The sequence below is a fragment of the Polaromonas sp. P3_A5 genome (assembly GCF_056403055.1).
Map to the genome: position 1 here is coordinate 1 of NZ_JBFUGF010000001.1, position 17,087 is coordinate 17,087.

22 protein-coding genes are annotated in these 17,087 nt (G+C 59.3%); 19 read left to right on the top strand and 3 right to left on the bottom strand.

The genetic code is table 11. The features are described 5' to 3' along the window. From AC1DU8_RS00005 to AC1DU8_RS00065, 13 genes are all read left to right on the top strand, one after another. Positions 1-246, top strand: a 246-nt coding sequence (locus AC1DU8_RS00005) for an EF-Tu C-terminal domain-related protein (RefSeq protein ID WP_477686924.1), incomplete at its 5' end; no start/stop codon positions are given. Between the two features lie 25 nt (positions 247-271). Further along, a complete protein-coding gene (gene rpsJ, locus AC1DU8_RS00010; RefSeq protein WP_007838118.1) occupies positions 272-586 on the top strand; it encodes a 30S ribosomal protein S10 in 315 nt (104 codons plus the stop codon). 216 nt (positions 587-802) lie between these two features. Continuing rightward, positions 803-1,486 carry a 50S ribosomal protein L3 gene (rplC, locus tag AC1DU8_RS00015; RefSeq protein ID WP_011481229.1) on the top strand — a complete coding sequence of 228 codons (684 nt, stop codon included), beginning with the start codon at positions 803-805 and terminating at the stop codon, positions 1,484-1,486. After that, a complete protein-coding gene (rplD, locus tag AC1DU8_RS00020; protein ID WP_011481230.1) occupies positions 1,486-2,106 on the top strand; it encodes a 50S ribosomal protein L4 in 621 nt (206 codons plus the stop codon). Before rplC ends, rplD begins: the two co-directional genes overlap by 1 nt. Beyond that, the gene (gene rplW, locus AC1DU8_RS00025; protein WP_457281637.1) at positions 2,103-2,438 is read left to right on the top strand and encodes a 50S ribosomal protein L23; all 336 of its coding nucleotides are present in this window, start codon (positions 2,103-2,105) and stop codon (positions 2,436-2,438) included. Before rplD ends, rplW begins: the two co-directional genes overlap by 4 nt. Beyond that, on the top strand, positions 2,438-3,262 hold the full coding sequence (gene rplB / locus AC1DU8_RS00030) for a 50S ribosomal protein L2 (RefSeq protein WP_011481232.1): 825 nt from the start codon (positions 2,438-2,440) through the stop codon (positions 3,260-3,262). The genes rplW and rplB overlap by 1 nt, the downstream gene beginning before the upstream one ends. A 9-nt stretch (positions 3,263-3,271) precedes the next feature. Next, a complete protein-coding gene (rpsS, locus tag AC1DU8_RS00035) occupies positions 3,272-3,550 on the top strand; it encodes a 30S ribosomal protein S19 (protein WP_007866503.1) in 279 nt (92 codons plus the stop codon). 10 nt (positions 3,551-3,560) lie between these two features. Next, positions 3,561-3,890, top strand: coding sequence for a 50S ribosomal protein L22 (gene rplV / locus AC1DU8_RS00040; protein ID WP_007866508.1), 330 nt, complete (start codon positions 3,561-3,563; stop codon positions 3,888-3,890). Between the two features lie 12 nt (positions 3,891-3,902). Next, a complete protein-coding gene (rpsC, locus tag AC1DU8_RS00045; protein ID WP_457281636.1) occupies positions 3,903-4,811 on the top strand; it encodes a 30S ribosomal protein S3 in 909 nt (302 codons plus the stop codon). A gap of 24 nt (positions 4,812-4,835) precedes the next feature. Further along, positions 4,836-5,252 carry a 50S ribosomal protein L16 gene (rplP, locus tag AC1DU8_RS00050; RefSeq protein ID WP_122954483.1) on the top strand — a complete coding sequence of 139 codons (417 nt, stop codon included), beginning with the start codon at positions 4,836-4,838 and terminating at the stop codon, positions 5,250-5,252. 12 nt (positions 5,253-5,264) lie between these two features. Then, positions 5,265-5,474, top strand: a complete 210-nt coding sequence (gene rpmC, locus AC1DU8_RS00055) for a 50S ribosomal protein L29 (RefSeq protein ID WP_431098894.1) — start codon at positions 5,265-5,267, stop codon at positions 5,472-5,474. Further along, a complete protein-coding gene (rpsQ, locus tag AC1DU8_RS00060; RefSeq protein ID WP_457281635.1) occupies positions 5,471-5,740 on the top strand; it encodes a 30S ribosomal protein S17 in 270 nt (89 codons plus the stop codon). Before rpmC ends, rpsQ begins: the two co-directional genes overlap by 4 nt. Before the next feature lie 246 nt (positions 5,741-5,986). Further along, positions 5,987-6,493: a peroxiredoxin gene (locus AC1DU8_RS00065; RefSeq protein WP_457281634.1), complete on the top strand. Its 507-nt coding sequence runs from the start codon at positions 5,987-5,989 to the stop codon at positions 6,491-6,493. A gap of 166 nt (positions 6,494-6,659) precedes the next feature. Here AC1DU8_RS00065 and AC1DU8_RS00070 read toward each other — a convergent pair whose 3' ends face one another. After that, complete coding sequence (locus tag AC1DU8_RS00070) at positions 6,660-7,148, bottom strand: GNAT family N-acetyltransferase (RefSeq protein WP_457281633.1); 489 nt, start codon at positions 7,146-7,148, stop codon at positions 6,660-6,662. Between the two features lie 81 nt (positions 7,149-7,229). Then, on the bottom strand, positions 7,230-7,919 hold the full coding sequence (locus AC1DU8_RS00075) for a cytochrome b/b6 domain-containing protein (protein ID WP_457281632.1): 690 nt from the start codon (positions 7,917-7,919) through the stop codon (positions 7,230-7,232). 188 nt (positions 7,920-8,107) lie between these two features. Here AC1DU8_RS00075 and AC1DU8_RS00080 point away from each other — a divergent pair, with 188 nt between their 5' ends. Next, positions 8,108-8,563 (top strand): c-type cytochrome, encoded by a 456-nt coding sequence (locus AC1DU8_RS00080; protein WP_457281631.1) that lies wholly within the window; start codon positions 8,108-8,110, stop codon positions 8,561-8,563. Between the two features lie 176 nt (positions 8,564-8,739). Here AC1DU8_RS00080 and AC1DU8_RS00085 read toward each other — a convergent pair whose 3' ends face one another. Beyond that, a complete protein-coding gene (locus AC1DU8_RS00085; protein ID WP_457281630.1) occupies positions 8,740-9,255 on the bottom strand; it encodes a TlpA disulfide reductase family protein in 516 nt (171 codons plus the stop codon). A gap of 15 nt (positions 9,256-9,270) precedes the next feature. On the opposite strand from AC1DU8_RS00085, the gene AC1DU8_RS00090 reads away from it, so the two are divergent. The 5 genes from AC1DU8_RS00090 to AC1DU8_RS00110 all read left to right on the top strand — a co-directional run bounded on the left by AC1DU8_RS00090 (position 9,271) and on the right by AC1DU8_RS00110 (position 17,061). Further along, positions 9,271-9,984, top strand: a complete 714-nt coding sequence (locus AC1DU8_RS00090) for a DUF4197 domain-containing protein (RefSeq protein WP_457281629.1) — start codon at positions 9,271-9,273, stop codon at positions 9,982-9,984. A 543-nt stretch (positions 9,985-10,527) separates the two neighbouring features. Next, complete coding sequence (locus AC1DU8_RS00095; RefSeq protein WP_477726327.1) at positions 10,528-11,562, top strand: cytochrome-c peroxidase; 1,035 nt, start codon at positions 10,528-10,530, stop codon at positions 11,560-11,562. Next, positions 11,559-13,367: a DAHL domain-containing protein gene (locus AC1DU8_RS00100; RefSeq protein WP_457281627.1), complete on the top strand. Its 1,809-nt coding sequence runs from the start codon at positions 11,559-11,561 to the stop codon at positions 13,365-13,367. Before AC1DU8_RS00095 ends, AC1DU8_RS00100 begins: the two co-directional genes overlap by 4 nt. Next, complete coding sequence (locus AC1DU8_RS00105) at positions 13,364-14,659, top strand: sensor histidine kinase (protein WP_477667594.1); 1,296 nt, start codon at positions 13,364-13,366, stop codon at positions 14,657-14,659. The genes AC1DU8_RS00100 and AC1DU8_RS00105 overlap by 4 nt, the downstream gene beginning before the upstream one ends. Continuing rightward, positions 14,656-17,061: a response regulator gene (locus AC1DU8_RS00110; protein WP_457281625.1), complete on the top strand. Its 2,406-nt coding sequence runs from the start codon at positions 14,656-14,658 to the stop codon at positions 17,059-17,061. Before AC1DU8_RS00105 ends, AC1DU8_RS00110 begins: the two co-directional genes overlap by 4 nt. Positions 17,062-17,087 lie beyond the last annotated feature (26 nt).

Genomic DNA, 17,087 nt, shown 5'->3' on the forward strand with positions numbered 1-17,087 from the left:
AAGGACGAAGGCGGCCGCCACACGCCATTCTTCAACAACTATCGCCCCCAGTTCTACTTCCGCACGACGGACGTGACCGGTGCGATCGAGTTGCCAGAAGGCAAGGAAATGGTCATGCCAGGCGATAACGTGTCGATCACCGTCAAGCTGATCAACCCGATCGCCATGGAAGAAGGCCTGCGCTTTGCCATCCGCGAAGGCGGCAAGACCGTCGGCGCCGGCGTCGTTGCCAAAATCATTGCGTAATTTCCGCAAACCATAAGGAATTACCATGGCCACCAAGCAAAAAATCCGCATTCGCCTGAAGGCGTTTGATTACAAGCTGATCGACCAGTCGGCAGCTGAAATCGTTGACACTGCCAAGCGCACCGGTGCGATTGTCAAGGGCCCCGTGCCCCTGCCAACGCGCATGAAGCGTTTTGACATCCTGCGTTCGCCCCACGTCAACAAGACGAGCCGCGACCAGCTGGAAATCCGCACGCACCAGCGTCTGATGGACATCGTGGACCCTACGGACAAAACCGTGGATGCCCTGATGAAGCTCGACTTGCCGGCTGGCGTGGACGTCGAAATCAAGCTGCAGTAAGCAAAAAATCGGGGTTTCGGCCACAAGCTGGCCCCCAAATCGACAGGTTTTAGCCCAGGTTTGCCATTTTTGGCCGCCTGGGCTATACTCTTGGGCTGTCCTTTGCATATTGGCTCCTTGCTTCTATGGATTGGGCGGTTTTATTAACAGTCTTTCACATCAAAACGTCTGTGGCCAATTGAAGTCGCAGCGGTGAAAGTTACGAAAGAACACATCATGAGTCTGAGCAACTCCCTCGGGTTGCTGGGCCGCAAAGTTGGCATGATGCGTCTGTTCACGGATGATGGGGACACAGTTCCTGTTACCGTGGTGGATGTATCGAACAACCGCGTGACCCAGGTTAAAACCGAAGCAAATGACGGCTACGATGCCCTTCAAGTGGCATTTGGCGCACGCAAAGCATCGCGCGTGACCAAGCCGGCCGCTGGCCACCTTGCGAAAGCAGGCGTTGAGGCTGGTGAAATCCTGAAAGAATTCCGCGTGACGGCTGACGTCGCAGGCAAATACGCTGCCGGTACTGTTGTGCCCGCAGCCGACGTGTTTGCCGTGGGCCAGCTGGTGGACGTGCAGGGCACCTCCATTGGTAAAGGCTACGCCGGCACCATCAAGCGCCACAACATGAGCTCGCAGCGCGCGTCGCACGGTAACAGCCGTTCGCACAACGTTCCCGGCTCCATCGGTATGGCGCAGGACCCCGGCCGTGTGTTTCCTGGTAAACGCATGACGGGCCACCTGGGTGACGTCACCGTGACCACGCAAAACCTGAACATTGTGCGCATTGACGAAGCCCGTCAGCTGCTGATGATTCGCGGCGCTGTGCCTGGTTCCAAAGGCGGTTTTGTCACGGTTCGCGCCGCGATCAAGGCCAAGCCCACCACCGCTGCTAAAGGAGCGAACTGATGCAGGTCGAACTCCTGAATGACCAAGGTCTGGCTTCGTCCAAAGTGGACGTGCCTGATACCGTATTTGGTCGCGAATACAACGAAAGCCTGATTCACCAGGTGGTCGTGGCCTTCCAGGCCAACGCCCGCCAGGGTACCCGGGCCCAGAAGGACCGTGAGCAGGTTCGTCACTCGACCAAGAAGCCGTTTAAACAAAAGGGCACCGGTCGTGCACGTGCTGGTATGACGTCTTCGCCACTGTGGCGCGGCGGCGGTCGTATCTTCCCGAACATGCCTGATGAAAACTTCACGCAGAAGATCAACAAGAAGATGTATCGCGCCGGCATGGCGTCCATCTTCTCGCAACTGGCGCGCGAAGGCCGCCTGGCTGTGGTTGATTCGCTGGCTGTGGATTCACCCAAGACGAAAGTCCTGGCTGACAAGTTCAAGGCCATGAACCTCAACTCGGTGCTGGTCATCGCTGATGTGGTTGATGAAAACCTGTACCTGGCTTCCCGCAATCTGGTGAACATCCTCGTGGTTGAGCCCCGTTACGCCGATCCGGTGTCGCTGGTTCACTACAAGAAGGTTCTGGTCACCAAGGCCGCCATGGACCAACTCAAGGAGATGTTCGCATGAGCGCCCGTAACCCATCTTCTCCAAAACTGAAATTCGACGAAGGCCGCCTGATGCAGGTTCTGGTCGCTCCCATCGTGTCTGAAAAGGCGACGATGATTGCGGACAAGACCAATGCCGTGACCTTTAAGGTGCTGCAGGACGCTACCAAATTTGAGATCAAGGCTGCTGTGCAGCTGATGTTCAAGGTGGACGTTCAGTCGGTTGCCGTCCTCAACATCAAAGGCAAGACCAAGCGCTTTGGCAAATCCGTGGGCCGCCGCGACAACATTCGCAAGGCCTACGTGACGCTCAAGCCAGGTCAAGAGCTCAACCTCGGTGGGGAGTCTGCGTAATGGCTGTCATTAAAATGAAACCCACCTCTCCCGGCATGCGCGGGATGGTGAAGATCTCCCGGGATCACCTGCACAAGGGTGAGCCTTACGCGCCGCTGCTGGAGCCACAATTCCAGAAGTCCGGCCGTAACAACAACGGGCACATCACGGTTCGCCACAAAGGCGGTGGTCACAAGCACCACTACCGCGTGGTCGACTTCAAGCGCAACAAGGACGCCATTCCGGCCAAGGTCGAACGTATCGAGTACGACCCCAACCGCACGGCCCACATTGCTCTGCTCTGCTACGCCGACGGCGAGCGCACCTACATCATCGCCCCCCGCGGCCTTGAAGTCGGCGCCACGCTGATCAGCGGTTCGGAAGCGCCGATTCGCGTCGGCAACACCCTGCCGATCCGCAATATTCCTGTCGGTTCGACGATCCACTGCATCGAGATGCAAATCGGCAAGGGCGCGCAAATCGCCCGCTCTGCCGGCACCTCTGCAACCTTGTTGGCCCGCGAAGGTACCTACGCCCAGGTGCGTATGCGCTCCGGTGAAGTTCGCAAGATCCACATCGAATGCCGCGCCACCATTGGTGAAGTCGCCAACGAAGAACACAGCCTGCGCCGTCTCGGCAAGGCCGGTGTGAAGCGCTGGATGGGTATTCGCCCGACCGTTCGCGGTGTGGTGATGAACCCCGTTGACCACCCGCACGGCGGTGGCGAAGGCAAGACCGGCGAAGGCCGTCATCCTGTCGATCCATGGGGTAACCTGACCAAGGGCTACCGCACCCGCAACAACAAGCGCACGCAAGTGATGATTGTTTCGCGTCGCAAGAAGTAAGGCTAACCCATGACACGTTCACTCAAAAAAGGTCCGTTTGTCGACCATCATTTGGTAGCCAAAGCCGACAAGGCCGTTACCAACAAGGACAAAAAGCCGATCAAGACCTGGTCGCGTCGCTCCATGATCCTGCCCGAGTTCATCGGCCTGACCATCGCCGTTCACAACGGCAAGCAGCACGTACCTGTCTACATCACCGATCAAATGGTTGGCCACAAGCTGGGCGAGTTCGCACTCACCCGGACTTTCAAAGGTCATCCGGCTGATAAAAAAGTTGTGAGAAAGTAAGGAAAAGACCATGGAAACACGTGCAACCCTCCGGGGCGTTCGTCTGTCGGTCGACAAGGGCCGTCTGGTCGCTGACCTGATCCGCGGCAAGAAAGTGGATCAAGCCCTCAACATCCTGAATTTCACGCAGAAAAAAGCTGCTGGAATCATCAAGAAGGTTGTGGAGTCCGCCATCGCCAACGCTGAACACAACGATGGCGCCGACATCGACGAGCTGAAGGTGAAAACCATCTACGTCGAACAAGGTGCCACGCTCAAGCGTTTCTCCGCGCGCGCAAAAGGCCGCGGCAACAGCATCAGCAAGCCCACGTGCCATGTGTACGTGGTCGTTGGCAACTAAAGGCAGCAGGATATGGGACAAAAAATCAACCCAACCGGGTTTCGCCTTGCAGTTAGCCGCAACTGGTCTAGCCGCTGGTACGCAAGCAACCGTGATTTCGCCGGCATGCTGGCTGAAGACATCAAGGTTCGCGAGTATCTGAAGGCCAAGCTCAAGAACGCTGCGGTTTCGCGCGTTCTGATCGAGCGCCCCGCCAAGAATGCCCGCATCACGATTTTCTCGGCACGTCCGGGCGTCGTGATCGGCAAAAAAGGTGAGGACATCGAGAACCTCAAGAAAGAACTGAGCCGCCAGCTGGGCGTGCCGGTCGCCGTGAACATCGAAGAAGTTCGCAAGCCTGAAATTGATGCCAAGCTCATCGCTGACAGCATCACCCAGCAGCTTGAAAAACGCATCATGTTCCGCCGTGCGATGAAGCGCGCCATGCAAAATGCCATGCGTCTGGGTGCCCTGGGCATCAAGATCATGTCGTCCGGCCGCCTCAACGGCATTGAAATCGCTCGTTGCGAGTGGTACCGCGAAGGTCGCGTGCCCCTTCACACCCTGCGCGCCGACATCGACTACGGCACCTCCGAAGCCAAGACCACCTATGGTGTGATCGGCGTCAAGGTCTGGGTCTACAAGGGCGACACGCTGGGCCGCAACGATGCGCCAGGCGCCAAGATGGTGGAAACACCGGCCGACGAAGAACGCAAGCCGCGCGGCCCACGCCGTGATGCCCGTCCTGGCGATCGCCCTGGTTCCGACCGTCCTGCTCCACGCGGTGCCCGTGCACCACGCGGTGCGACCAACACCGCTCCGGTAGATGGAAGCGACAAGCCGGCTGAAGCTACTCCTGGTAGCGAAGCCCCGAAAACCACCGTTAAGCGCGTCCGTAAAGCCGCGCCAGCTGCAGCAGCTGACGGTGCCAAGACCGAGTAATCGGTCTATTAACGGAGAATCAAAATGCTGCAACCCGCTCGCAGAAAATACCGCAAAGAGCAAAAAGGCCGTAACACCGGCATCGCAACCCGGGGTTCCTCGGTTGCGTTCGGTGACTTCGGTCTTAAATGCACTGACCGTGGCCGTCTGACGGCCCGTCAAATTGAAGCCGCACGCCGTGCGATTTCCCGTCACGTCAAACGTGGCGGCCGTATCTGGATCCGTGTCTTCCCGGACAAGCCGATTTCCCAAAAGCCTGCTGAAGTGCGTATGGGTAACGGTAAAGGTAACCCAGAGTACTACGTGGCTGAAATCCAGCCCGGCAAGATCGTCTTTGAAATCGTTGGTGTGCCTGAAGAGCTGGCCCGCGAAGCGTTCCGCCTGGCATCCGCCAAGCTGCCGCTGCGCACCACCTTCGTCAGCCGCATGATCGGCCAGTAAGGGGAAATGACAATGACCAAATCTACTGAACTGCGCCAAAAAGACGTTGCCGGCCTGAAAACCGAAGTCAAAGAGCTGCAAAAAGCCCACTTTGGCCTGCGCATGCAAAAAGCCACGCAGCAACTGACCAACCTTTCCACGCTGCGTTCCACGCGTCGCAGCATCGCTCGCGCCAAGACTATCCTGGCCGAAACCATCGTCAAGCAAGGAGCCAAAAAATGACGGAAGCTAAAAAATCCCTCAAGCGCACCTTGATCGGCAAGGTGGTCAGCGACAAGCGCGCCAAGACTGTCACGGTTCTGGTTGAGCGTCGTGTGAAACATGAGCTGTACGGCAAGATCGTATCGCTGTCCAGCAAGTACCACGCCCATGACGAAAAAGGCGAGTACCACACGGGTGACGTGATCGAGATCACCGAAAGCCGCCCGATCTCCAAGACCAAGAACTGGGTTGTGACCCGTCTGGTTGAAAAGGCTGCGGTCGTTTAAGTCTTGAGTTCAACTTAAGGCTGACTCCGGTCACGCTCAAAAAAACGGCTCACTTCGGTGGGCCGTTTTTGTTTGTGCTTTCTGCGATGCCGCTGGTGTGCCGCCGTCCCTCCGGGCTTTCGAAGTATGACCTTCACGTGCGCGCCGCCTTTTGCACAGTGAGCACACGCTTGCTGCCGCCGCACTACACTTCGGGGTTGATTTCCCCACTTCATTCACAACCCATCCATTCTTGAGGAGCACACCATGATCAAAGTAGGCGACACCCTTCCGGCCACCACGCTGATGGAATTTTCTGAAGTTGAAGGCAACGGCTGCAGCATTGGCCCCAATCCGGTCGACGTGGCCAAGGCCACCGCCGGCAAGACCATCGCCTTGTTCGCGCTTCCCGGTGCGTTCACGCCCACCTGTTCGGCCAAGCATGTGCCCGGCTACGTAGAGAAGTTCGCTGAACTGAAGGCCGCAGGTGTTGACGAGATCTGGTGCCTGAGCGTGAACGATGCGTTTGTCATGGGCGCCTGGGCACGCGACCAGAAGACCGGCGACAAGGTGCGCATGCTGGCCGATGGCAGTGCAGAGTTCGCCAAGGCCACGGGCCTGACGCTGGACCTGACGGCGCGCGGCATGGGCCTGCGCAGCAACCGCTACTCCATGCTGGTCAAGGATGGAAAGGTCGCCAGCCTGAATGTTGAAGGCCCAGGCAAGTTTGAAGTCAGTGATGCCGCCACGTTGCTGGCGCAAGCCAAAGGCTGATCACGCTGCCCCCCCGGCCCTTACGGGTCTGTCAAAGCCGCTGCCTCTTTGTCAGCGGCTTTTTTATTGTGCTCTGCTGGTGATGGCGGATTGACGTCGGCTAGTTAATTGCTATCAATAACATAGCTGCTTGCGCAAAGCCCCATTGGCCTGCAGCATGTTTTTCCTACAAATCGACCTTGAGATAGTGCGCGCCCGGGATCGGGTTGTGATAGTAGGGCGGTATCTCGGAGAATCCCAGCTCGGCATACAGGGCGCGCGCCGATTCCATGTCGTCCAGCGTGTCCAGCAGCACCGAGGAATAGCCCGCCACGCGCGCAGCATCCAAAGTCGCCTCCGCCAGCTGCCGGCCCAGACCGAGACGGCGAAACGGCAGGCGTACATACAGCCGCTTCATTTCCCCGGCATTCGGGTAGTCGACCGAGTCCAGTGCACGCAGCGCGCAACAGCCGGCGATTTCGCCGTCGACCAGAGCCAGCAGCAGCGCACCCTCAGGGTCATCGTACTCACCGGGCAGCTCGGCCAGTTCGGCCTCAAAGTTCTGGAAGCACAGGTCAATGCCGAGCTGCTCCGCATATTCGCGAAAAATCAGCCGCGTGGCAGCCAGCTGCGCCGGCGTGTCGGGCGTGATGAACTGGATGGAGGGGCGTTGCACGGATCGGCAGGAAGAAGTCGACAACCAGTTTACCGTGATTTGCAACTGGAGAGCAGGCCCGGGACGCCCCGGCCGGAGGCATCAAAATGCAGCAGGCGCGGCCAGTGTAGACACCCAGTAAGCCACGCCACCGCAGATCGCCAGGATCAGCGCTGCAGCCAGGCGCGAGACCGTGTCGTCCCGCGATGGCGGAGCCGGCACCACCAGCTCCTTGTCACCGTGCAGCATGGCGCCGACCAGGTTGTGCTTGCGGGTCAGGTAATAAACGATGGCCGCGATGTGCAATACCACCAGGGCCAAAAGCACCCATTTGCCAATGTTCTTGTGGTAGTTGGTTGTCAGGCTGACGGTGGCGTTGGAGACGAAACGTGTCAGGGGGCCGGCAAAGGCAATTTCGTCGTCGCTCAGCAGGCCCGTGCCGACCTGGGCCACCAGAAATCCCAGCATGGCGAACACCGAACCCGCACCTATCGGGCTGTGGCCGACACCGTGTTCGGGCTTGCCCTGGCCTTTGAGGTAGTTGATGACGCTTTGGGGCGCATAGATGAACGCCCCAAAACGAGACCAGCGCCCACCCACCAGGCCCCAGACAACGCGAAACAGCAGCAGGGCCAGCACGGTATAGCCAAACCGGAAATGCCAGACCATGGCGTTGCCACCGATGGTGCCGGTAATGGCCAGCCCAAGCACACAAGCCACCAGCGCCCAGTGAAAAAATCGCGTGGGGAAATCCCAGACGCGCACCTTGTGAAGATTTTTATTGGTGTACATGCTCACTCCTCGTTTTGTGATTGTTCTATGCAACGGTGCTCTTTATACGGCCTCGCTGCCACTTGGTGCTTTCCCGTAGCGCATAAGTTCCTGCGGAACTTATCTGGTCTGGCTAAACTCAGCCCTATGGCAACAGGCAAAGTGTGTTGCCATTGCCCCATCTTAAGAAAAAACCTACGAGGAAACCCATGAAAGCTTTTGCCTGTATCGCCGCAGCCGCCACATTGATGGCCATGGCTGCTCCGGCCTCCGCGCAGTTTGCCAAACCCGAAGATGCCATCAAATACCGCCAGAGCGCGTTGTTTGTCATGGGCCAGCACTTCGGGCGTGTCGGTGCCATGGCCAACGGCCGTGTTCCCTTCGACGCCAAGGTTGCAGCGGACAACGCAGAAATTGTGGCCGAGATGGCCAAGCTCCCGTGGGCCGCCTTTGGCCCCGGCACCGACAAGGGCGGCAACACCAAGGCCAAGCCTGAAATCTGGGCTGAACAGGCCAAGTTCAAGGAAGGCCATGAAAAGCTGGTCGCAGAGACCGCCAAGCTGGCCGCCGCGGCCAAGACCGGCAACCTTGATAACCTGAAGACCGCTTTCACGGCGACGGCTGGCAGTTGCAAGGCTTGCCACGACGCATTCAGAAATCAGTAACACCCCCGTCCAGGCTCACTGCGTGTAGCCTGTTCCCCCCTCGAGGGGGCGGCGCCTGGGGCCGGCGAAGCCGGACCCTCGGCCCCCGCTTGAATGGAGACATCTCCGCCCCGGGGTTGGGCAACAAAAAAGCCGGTTCGTTTGAACCGGCTTTTCTTTTGGGGGAGCGAAACGCTTCAGGTCTCTTTGAGAAGCTTTTCGATCAGCTGGTGCAGCGCTGCAAAGTCGGGCTCACCCACGTACTGCTTGACGATCTCGCCGCGCTTGTTGACGAGGTAAGTGGTGGGTGTGAGCTGCACATCGCCCCATGCTTTGGCCACTGCGCCGGTGTTGTCGATGGCCACCTTGAAAGGTAGTTGGCGCGTCTGCGTGTAATTGACGACATAGCTGGGTGGGTCGTAGCTCATGGCCACGGCCAGCGTGTCGTAGCCTTGGGATTGGTATTTGTTGTAGGTCGAAATGACCTTCGGCATTTCTGCCACACAGGTCACGCAGCTGGTGGCCCAGAAATTGACGAGGGTGACCTTGCCTTTGAGGTCTGCGGTGGTTTTTTTGCTGCCGTCCAGCAACACAAAGGTCGACTCCGGCGCGGCCTCGGCGCCGCCACATCCCGGCAGGCAAGCAAGGGCCGCCACAGCCAAAATACCGGCCAGTGCCGTGCGGCATACTGTCAGGCGGGATGTCAATTTCATTGGAAGGACCTCATCATGCAACGTCGCAATTTTAACCAGGCCGGCGTCAGCGCGTTGGGCGCACTGATATTGGCCACCTACCACCAGGCCCACGCACTCTCGCTCGGGGACTTGTCGGGCATCAGCAATGCCGACGCCAGCGCCGGCCTGAAAACAGCCCTCGAAAAAGGTGCTGTCGCCGCCGTCGCCCTGCTGGGCAAGACAGATGGATTCCTCGGCAACCCAAAAGTTCGCATTCCCTTGCCCGGATATCTCGAAGATGCTTCGAAATTGCTAAAAAACTTCGGCCAGGGCAAGCGGATCGATGAACTGGTGACGTCCATCAACCGGGCCGCCGAAGCTGCCGTGCCCATGGGAAAGGACCTGCTGGTCAATGCGGTACGCACCATGAACGTGAATGACGCGAAAAACATCCTGACCGGCGGCGAAACCTCGGTGACCACTTTCTTCGCTGAAAAAACCCGCGCTCCGCTGGGCGTGAAGTTTCTGCCCGTGGTGACCAAGGCGACCGAAAAAGTCGGCCTGGCCAACAAGTACAACGAATTCGCCGGCCGGGCCGCCGGCTTTGGCCTGGTCAAGAAAGAAGACGCCAACATCCAGCAGTACGTGACCGGCAAATCGCTGGACGGCCTGTACCTGATCATCGGTGAGGAAGAAAAGAAGATCCGGCAAGACCCGGTAGGCACCGGCAGCGCCATCCTCAAGAAGGTCTTCGGATCCATGAAATAACGGTTTTGCTGAAATGTCGCACCGGAAATCGGTTTTCAGCCCATATAGCGCGGGCGCAAGCAGCTATCAAAAAGTGAGCGACATAGAGGGCAGGGCGGCGGGATCTGGTTGAGGAACAGAGACGGCGTTCTCATGCGCCGGGCGGCTCCGAAAAAAACGCATTTGCTTACATGCGGTTGGTAAATATGACCACGCGGGAAATGCCTTAACAGCCCCGCCGATAAACGTGCTCTGATCAGGTTGCAGCGAACGGTCTGGAGCGGCTGCGGATACCGCGGATCACCGACGGTATGTAAAGAATGCCGCTCAAGCCGCCAAGCTGGGTTATGCAGGCTTCGTCCCGTGGCTGGGGGGCAACGGATGGACGCCGGCATGAAGCGCCGCCACGTCAGCAAATCCGGACAATTGCCGAAACATGGATTTATCATCAAGAAGGACAGCCATCGCTTCTCAGTGGGTGGCAACCTTGCGGTTCACGCTTCGGGGTTGCGTCCGGTTCGGATTCGCGCTTCGCACTCCCGCACGAAACCCACGAGGTGAGCCATGAACGAGCACCCCGATCCATGCTCCAGGGGCGCCAGCCCAGACCCTTCTGCCGCCACGGTTTCGGCGGTCACGGGATTGGGTGAGCGGCTGAAGCTGCTGCTGGCTGTGCTGACGTTCGCCTCCCATGCCGCCATCGCGGCCCCCTTGCTCAATGAGCCCATCCAGCCAATCCCCCTCACACTGAAGCAGGACCCGGCCCGTGTCGAAATCGGGCGGCAGCTGTTTCACGATCCACGCCTGTCCGGAAACGGGCGCGTGTCCTGTTTCAGCTGCCATGATTTGAGCAAGGGCGGCGGTGACGGCCGTGACCGCTCCGTCGGGCTTAACGGTGGGCTGACCGGTGTCAATGCCCCGACGGTGTTCAATGCGGCGCTCAATTTCAGGCAATTCTGGAACGGCCGCGCCGAATCGCTGGAGTCCCAGGTAGACCATGTCATGCTGAACCCGATCGAGATGGGGGCGAAGTGGGAAGATGTGGTTCGCAAGATAGCGGACGACGCGAAATACAAAAGCGCGTTTGGTGCGGCCTACAAAGACGGCGTGACCAAAGCCAATATCCAGAACGCCATCGCGACATTCGAACGGACGCTGATCACACCCAACTCACGCTTCGACAAATATTTGCGCGGTGACACCAACGCCATTACAGACGCGGAGAAGGTCGGCTACGCCAAGTTCAAGCAGTACGGGTGCGTCGCCTGCCACCAGGGCGTCAATGTGGGCGGCAACATGTTCCAGAAATTCGGCGTCATGGGCGACTATTTCGCCAGACGCGGCAACCCGACGGAAGCCGATCTTGGCCGGTACCTCGTCACGAAGGTGGAAAGCGACAAGCACGTCTTCAAGGTGCCAAGCCTGCGCAACATCGCGCTGACGGCGCCTTATTTTCACGATGCCTCGGCCAAGACACTGGAAGATGCCGTCGATGTCATGTTCAGGTACCAGCTCGGACGCGTTGCCTCCAGGGAAGACAAGGAATCCATCGTCAAGTTCCTCAATACGCTCACCGGCGAACGGGACTTCAAACCGTGAAAAAAAAGAATCAACTTGCCCTGGCGCCTATGGCGGTAATCACCGCCGTGCTGCTGTCCATCCTGGTGTTCCTGTATAGCAAAACCCAAAGCTTCGACGAGTCGCACTACTTTGAGGATATGGCTGTGCTGCGCCACCTGAAGCAGCTGGACGCGCAATGGGAGCTGGATGTGCTGAAGTCCAGGATCGGGATCAACACGCACTACGATGCGCTGGCCGATAACCAGGGCGGGATGGCCCGGCTCATGGAACAACTCGAGTCGGGCACCCACGCCCACAAGCACGATGCATCGGGGCAGGTGGACAAGCTCGCGGCGCTGGAACGCGCCGTGCAGGACAAAGCCGCCCTGATCGAGCAATTCAAGTCGCACAACTCTGTGCTGCGAAACTCGCTGGCCTTTCTTCCCACCGCGGCGGAAGATGTCCAGCAGTCGCTCGGGCCCGGCCGCGGCGCCACAGAGCCGGCGCTCCGGCAGATTTCGTCTGGCGTTAGCAGGCTGCTGCTCGCGAGCATGCTGTACAGCCAGAGCCCGACCGACGAAAAGGGTGCCGAGATAGAAGAGGAACTGGGCCGGCTTGACGGCAAGCTGCGCCATACTCCGCCGGGCATTGCCGACAGGCTGGGGATCTTCCGCGCGCATGTCCAGACCATCTTGCGCGAACAAAAAACAGTCAATGAACTTCTCGCGGGTATTTCCTCGGCACCGACCGCCAAGTTGCTCGATGCGGCCAACGATGCATCAACGATCGAGCAGCAGCGCGCGGGGGTGGAGGGCGAGCGCTACGGCCGCTACCTGCTAATTTTCTCGGCCGTGCTGGTGGCTCTGCTGCTGTATGCAGCCCTTCACGTGTTTCGCAGCCATGCCGTGATCCGGCGCGTCAACACGGAACTCCAGGCGGCCAATGAGCACCTTGAACAGCGCGTGCAGGAACGGACGAAGGAGCTGCGCCAGGCGCAAAGCGAGCTGATGACCACTGCGCGCCAGGCGGGCATGGCCGAGATTGCCACCAATGTGCTGCACAACGTGGGCAACATCCTCAACAGCGTCAACGTCTCGGCCGACCTCATCGGCAGCACCTTGCACAAATCCAGGGTGCAGGGGCTTTCCCGGGGCATGCAGCTGATGAACGAGCACGCCGCAGACCTGGCCCATTTTCTGGTTCACGACGAGAAGGGCAAGATACTGCCCGGCTATTTGAATGGGATCTCCCAGACCCTGGTGCAGGAGCAGCAGGGCATGCTCAAGGAGCTGGAACTTCTCACCAGAAGCATCGACCACATCAAGGACGTCGTCGCCACGCAGCAATCGTACGCAGGCGGCGGCAGCATCGTTGAGCCGGTGCAGATCAGCGACCTGGTGGAGGACGCGCTGCGGATGAACGGTGTCTCACTGGCGCGCCACGGAGTCACTGTGGTGAAGGAGTTCGCGCAGGTGCCAGAAGCACTGCTGGACCGCTCACGGGTCCTGCAGATTCTCGTGAACCTGATCAGCAACGCCAAAAATGCCATGGCGGGTATGCCGGCCGCATCGCACCAGATCACATTGCGGGTGGAGCCTGTTGGCGAGTCGACCTTGCGGGTCTCTGTCATGGATAAGGGAGAGGGGATACCGGCGGAAAACCTCACGCTGATTTTCTCGCACGGATTTACGACGCGCAAAACAGGCCACGGCTTTGGTTTGCACAGTTGCGCGCTGGCAGTCAGCCAGATGGGCGGGACACTTTCCGCTCACAGCGACGGGCCGGGTCTGGGGGCCACCTTCACACTGGAGCTGCCAATGGATATCGCGCAGACCAAATCATGACGCAGCTACAGAACCAGCGCATCCTGCTGATCGACGACATGCTGTCGATCCATGAGGACTTTCGCAAAATCCTCGCTGCGAAACCGGTGGCGCGTGATCTGGACGTTGCCGAAACCGAGTTGTTTGGTGAGGTCACGCAGATTTCCTACGGTGATTTTGAACTGGACTCCGCTTATCAGGGCGCCGAAGGTGTGGCCAAGGTGGAGGAATCCATCCGGGCCGGGCGGCCCTATGCCATGGCTTTTGTGGACATGCGCATGCCGCCGGGCTGGGACGGGGTGGAGACCATCGAGCGGCTTTGGGGTGTTGATCCGCATGTGCAGATCGTGATCTGCACAGCCTACTCCGACCATCCCTGGGAAAATGTGCTGGCGCGGCTGGACGTGCAGGACCGCCTGCTGGTGCTCAAAAAGCCATTCGACATGATCGAAGTCAGCCAGCTCGCGAGAACACTGACCGCCAAATGGGAGCTGGCGCGGCGCGCGGCAGCACAGGTGAGCAGCCTGGAAGATACCGTGCAGGATCTCAGGGCAACCGAAGCGGCTTTGCGCCAGTCCAACAAGGAACTCGAAGCCTTCTCGTATTCGCTCGCGCATGACTTGCGCTCTCCCCTGAACTCGATTGACGGCTTCAGCCACTTGCTGCAAAAGGCGGTCAGCGGTGATGCGGCGGAACGCGCGAGGCATTACCTGAGCCGGATACGCGAGGGAGTCAGGCAAATGGGTGAGCTCACGGATGGCCTTCTGCTGCTGGCCCAGGTGTCCCGTACCAACCTGAAGATCGAGACAGTCGACCTCACGGCAATAGCCGAGCGCGTGCGCGGTGACTGCCAGAAACGCAATACCGCGCGAGATGTGAAAGTCCACATAACGCCCAACCTTACCGCTGTGGGTGACTCCGCGTTGCTGTGCCAGGTAATGGAAAACCTTATTTCCAACGCATGGAAGTTCACCGTCCATGCCACTGCCCCCGAGATCTGGGTTGGGGCGCAGCACCCCGACAACGAAAGTACGGTCTATTTTGTCCGTGATAACGGCGTCGGGTTTGACATGACGTACGCGGACAAATTGTTCGGTACCTTCCAGCGCCTGCATTCACCGGGTGAGTTTGCAGGGATGGGAATCGGGCTGGCAAGCGCTCACCGGATCATTTCCCGTCACGGCGGTCGTATCTGGGCCGAAGGGGCGGTGGGGCAAGGTGCCACATTTTTCTTCACCATTCCATCGCCTGTGCGGCAACACTCGCCCGATGAAAGCCCGGCTGATGCGAAAAAACACAGGAGCCAGCCATGACTCAACTGCAGAACCGGCGCATTTTGCTGATCGACGACATGCCGTCCATCCACGAAGACTTCCGGAAAATTCTTGCGTCCAGGCCGGTTGCGCATGACCTGGACGATGCCGAAGCCCTGTTGTTTGGCGACGCCGCACCGGTATCCGATGATGGCTTTGAGCTGGACTCGGCCTACCAGGGACGTGAGGGTCTGGACAAGGTCGAGGTCTCCGTTCGGGCCGGGCGGCCCTATGCCATGGCCTTTGTGGACATGCGCATGCCGCCGGGCTGGGATGGTGTGGAGACCATCGAACGGCTCTGGCGCGTTGATCCAAAGGTACAGATCGTCATCTGCACCGCCTACTCCGACCATGCCTGGGAAGATGTGTTCGCGCGGCTGGAAGCCCGGGATCGTCTCCTGATTCTGAAAAAACCGTTTGATCCGGTTGAAGTCAGCCAGCTGGCAAGAATGCTGACCACAAAATGGGAGCTGGCGCAGCAGGCGGCAGCGCAGGTGAGCGGCCTGGAGGAAGCCGTGCAGGAGCGCACCCGCGCCTTGCATGACAGCGAATCACAACTGCGCCAGATCACGGACAGTGTGCCCGCCTTGATTGCCTATATCGACGCCGAACAGCGCTTTCAGTTCCATAACCTTGCCTACGAAGAAGTTCTTGGCCTGAAGCACGGCCAGATCCACGGCAAGACCATGCGCGAACTGATGGGCGACGAGCTCCACGAAAAAGAGCGGGGCAAGATTGAAGAAGCGCTCGCCGGTTACGCGGCGCAATACGATCGCACGCAGGTCACGTCAGATGGCCAGCTGCGCGACTACGTCATGCAGTACTTTCCACGCTACGGCGAAAACGAGGACGAAGGCAAGGTGGTCGGCTTTTTCTCGCTGGGCACCGACGTGACCGAACTCAAGCGCATTGACCGCATGAAGAGTGAGTTCGTCTCTACCGTCAGTCATGAGTTGCGCACCCCGCTGACCTCCATTCGCGGCTCCCTGGGCCTGATCGCCGGCGGCGTGGCCGGGGAGCTGCCGGCCATGGCCAAAAACCTGGTCGGCATCGCCACCAACAATTGCGAACGGCTCATCAGGTTGATCAACGACATTCTGGACAGCGAAAAAATTGAATCCGGAAAAATGCGTTTTGACTTCCAGCAGATGGAACTGCAGCCTCTGCTGACGCAAGCCCTGACGGCCAACGAAGGCTTCGCAGGCCAGCACAACGTCAAGCTGGTTCTGGACGCACCGGCAGAAGCGGTAAGGGTCAGCGTCGACAGCGACAGGCTGACCCAGGTCATTACCAACCTGTTGTCCAACGCCGTGAAATTCGCGCCGGCCCAGTCCTGCGTGGAAGTCCGGCTGCTGTGCAAGAACGGCAGGGTCCGGGTGGAAGTCGCCGACAGCGGCCCCGGCATTCCCGAAGAGTTCCGAAAGCGCATCTTTCAGAAATTCTCGCAAGCCGACACATCGGACACCCGAAAAATGGGTGGTACGGGCCTGGGCCTGAACATCTCGCGCGCCATCGTGGAGCGGATGGGCGGCCAAATCGGGTTCACGACGGAAACCGGCGTCGGAACTGTTTTCTTCTTTGAGCTGCCCGAGGCGGTGCCGGCGCCGATTCAAACCAGCATCAGGTCCGGGGCAGCGACCAGGCCGCTCATCCTGGTCTGCGAAGACGATCCCGACATTGCCCGCCTGATCAACCTGATGCTTGATAAAGGCGGCTTTGACTCGGACATGGTGCACAGCGCAGGGCAGGCGCTGGAGCAAGTCATGCTGATGCCCTACGCTGCCATGACGGTCGACCTGAACCTGCCCGACCAGGACGGCATCAGCCTGATTCGTGCACTGCGCCGCGAAGAGGCGACGAAAGACCTGCCGATCGTGGTGGTCTCGGCCAATGCTGAAGAAGGCGAGCTCGAGTTCAATACCCAGCCCCTGGCGGTTTCAACATGGCTGGAAAAACCCATCGATGAGAACCTCCTGATCCTCAGTTTGCACCGTGCCATCGGTAACATGGCCGAAGGCCGGCCGCGCATTTTGCACGTCGAGGACGACCTCGATATCCAGCGCATTGCCGCGGCCATTGCCCAGGACTTTGCCACCTTTGAATTTGCCGCCACGCTGCGCGAGGCACGCGACCAGCTGGCGCGCCGCCGCTATGACCTGGTGCTGCTTGACCTGACGTTGAAAGACGGCTCGGGCTGGGGACTGCTGGACACCATTGAAGCGCTCGACATCGTGCCGCCAGTGGTCGTGTTTTCCGCGCACGATGTGGAGCCGAAGCAAAGCCAGCGTGCGGAGGCGGTGCTGGTGAAAGCACACACTTCCAACGAGCAGCTGATTCGGACCCTGCAGCGGGTGCTCGATGAAAGCCTCTGGGGAACGGTTCACCCACCTTTGAGTGCCTGAAATAGACTCACCCCCGTCCAGGCTCA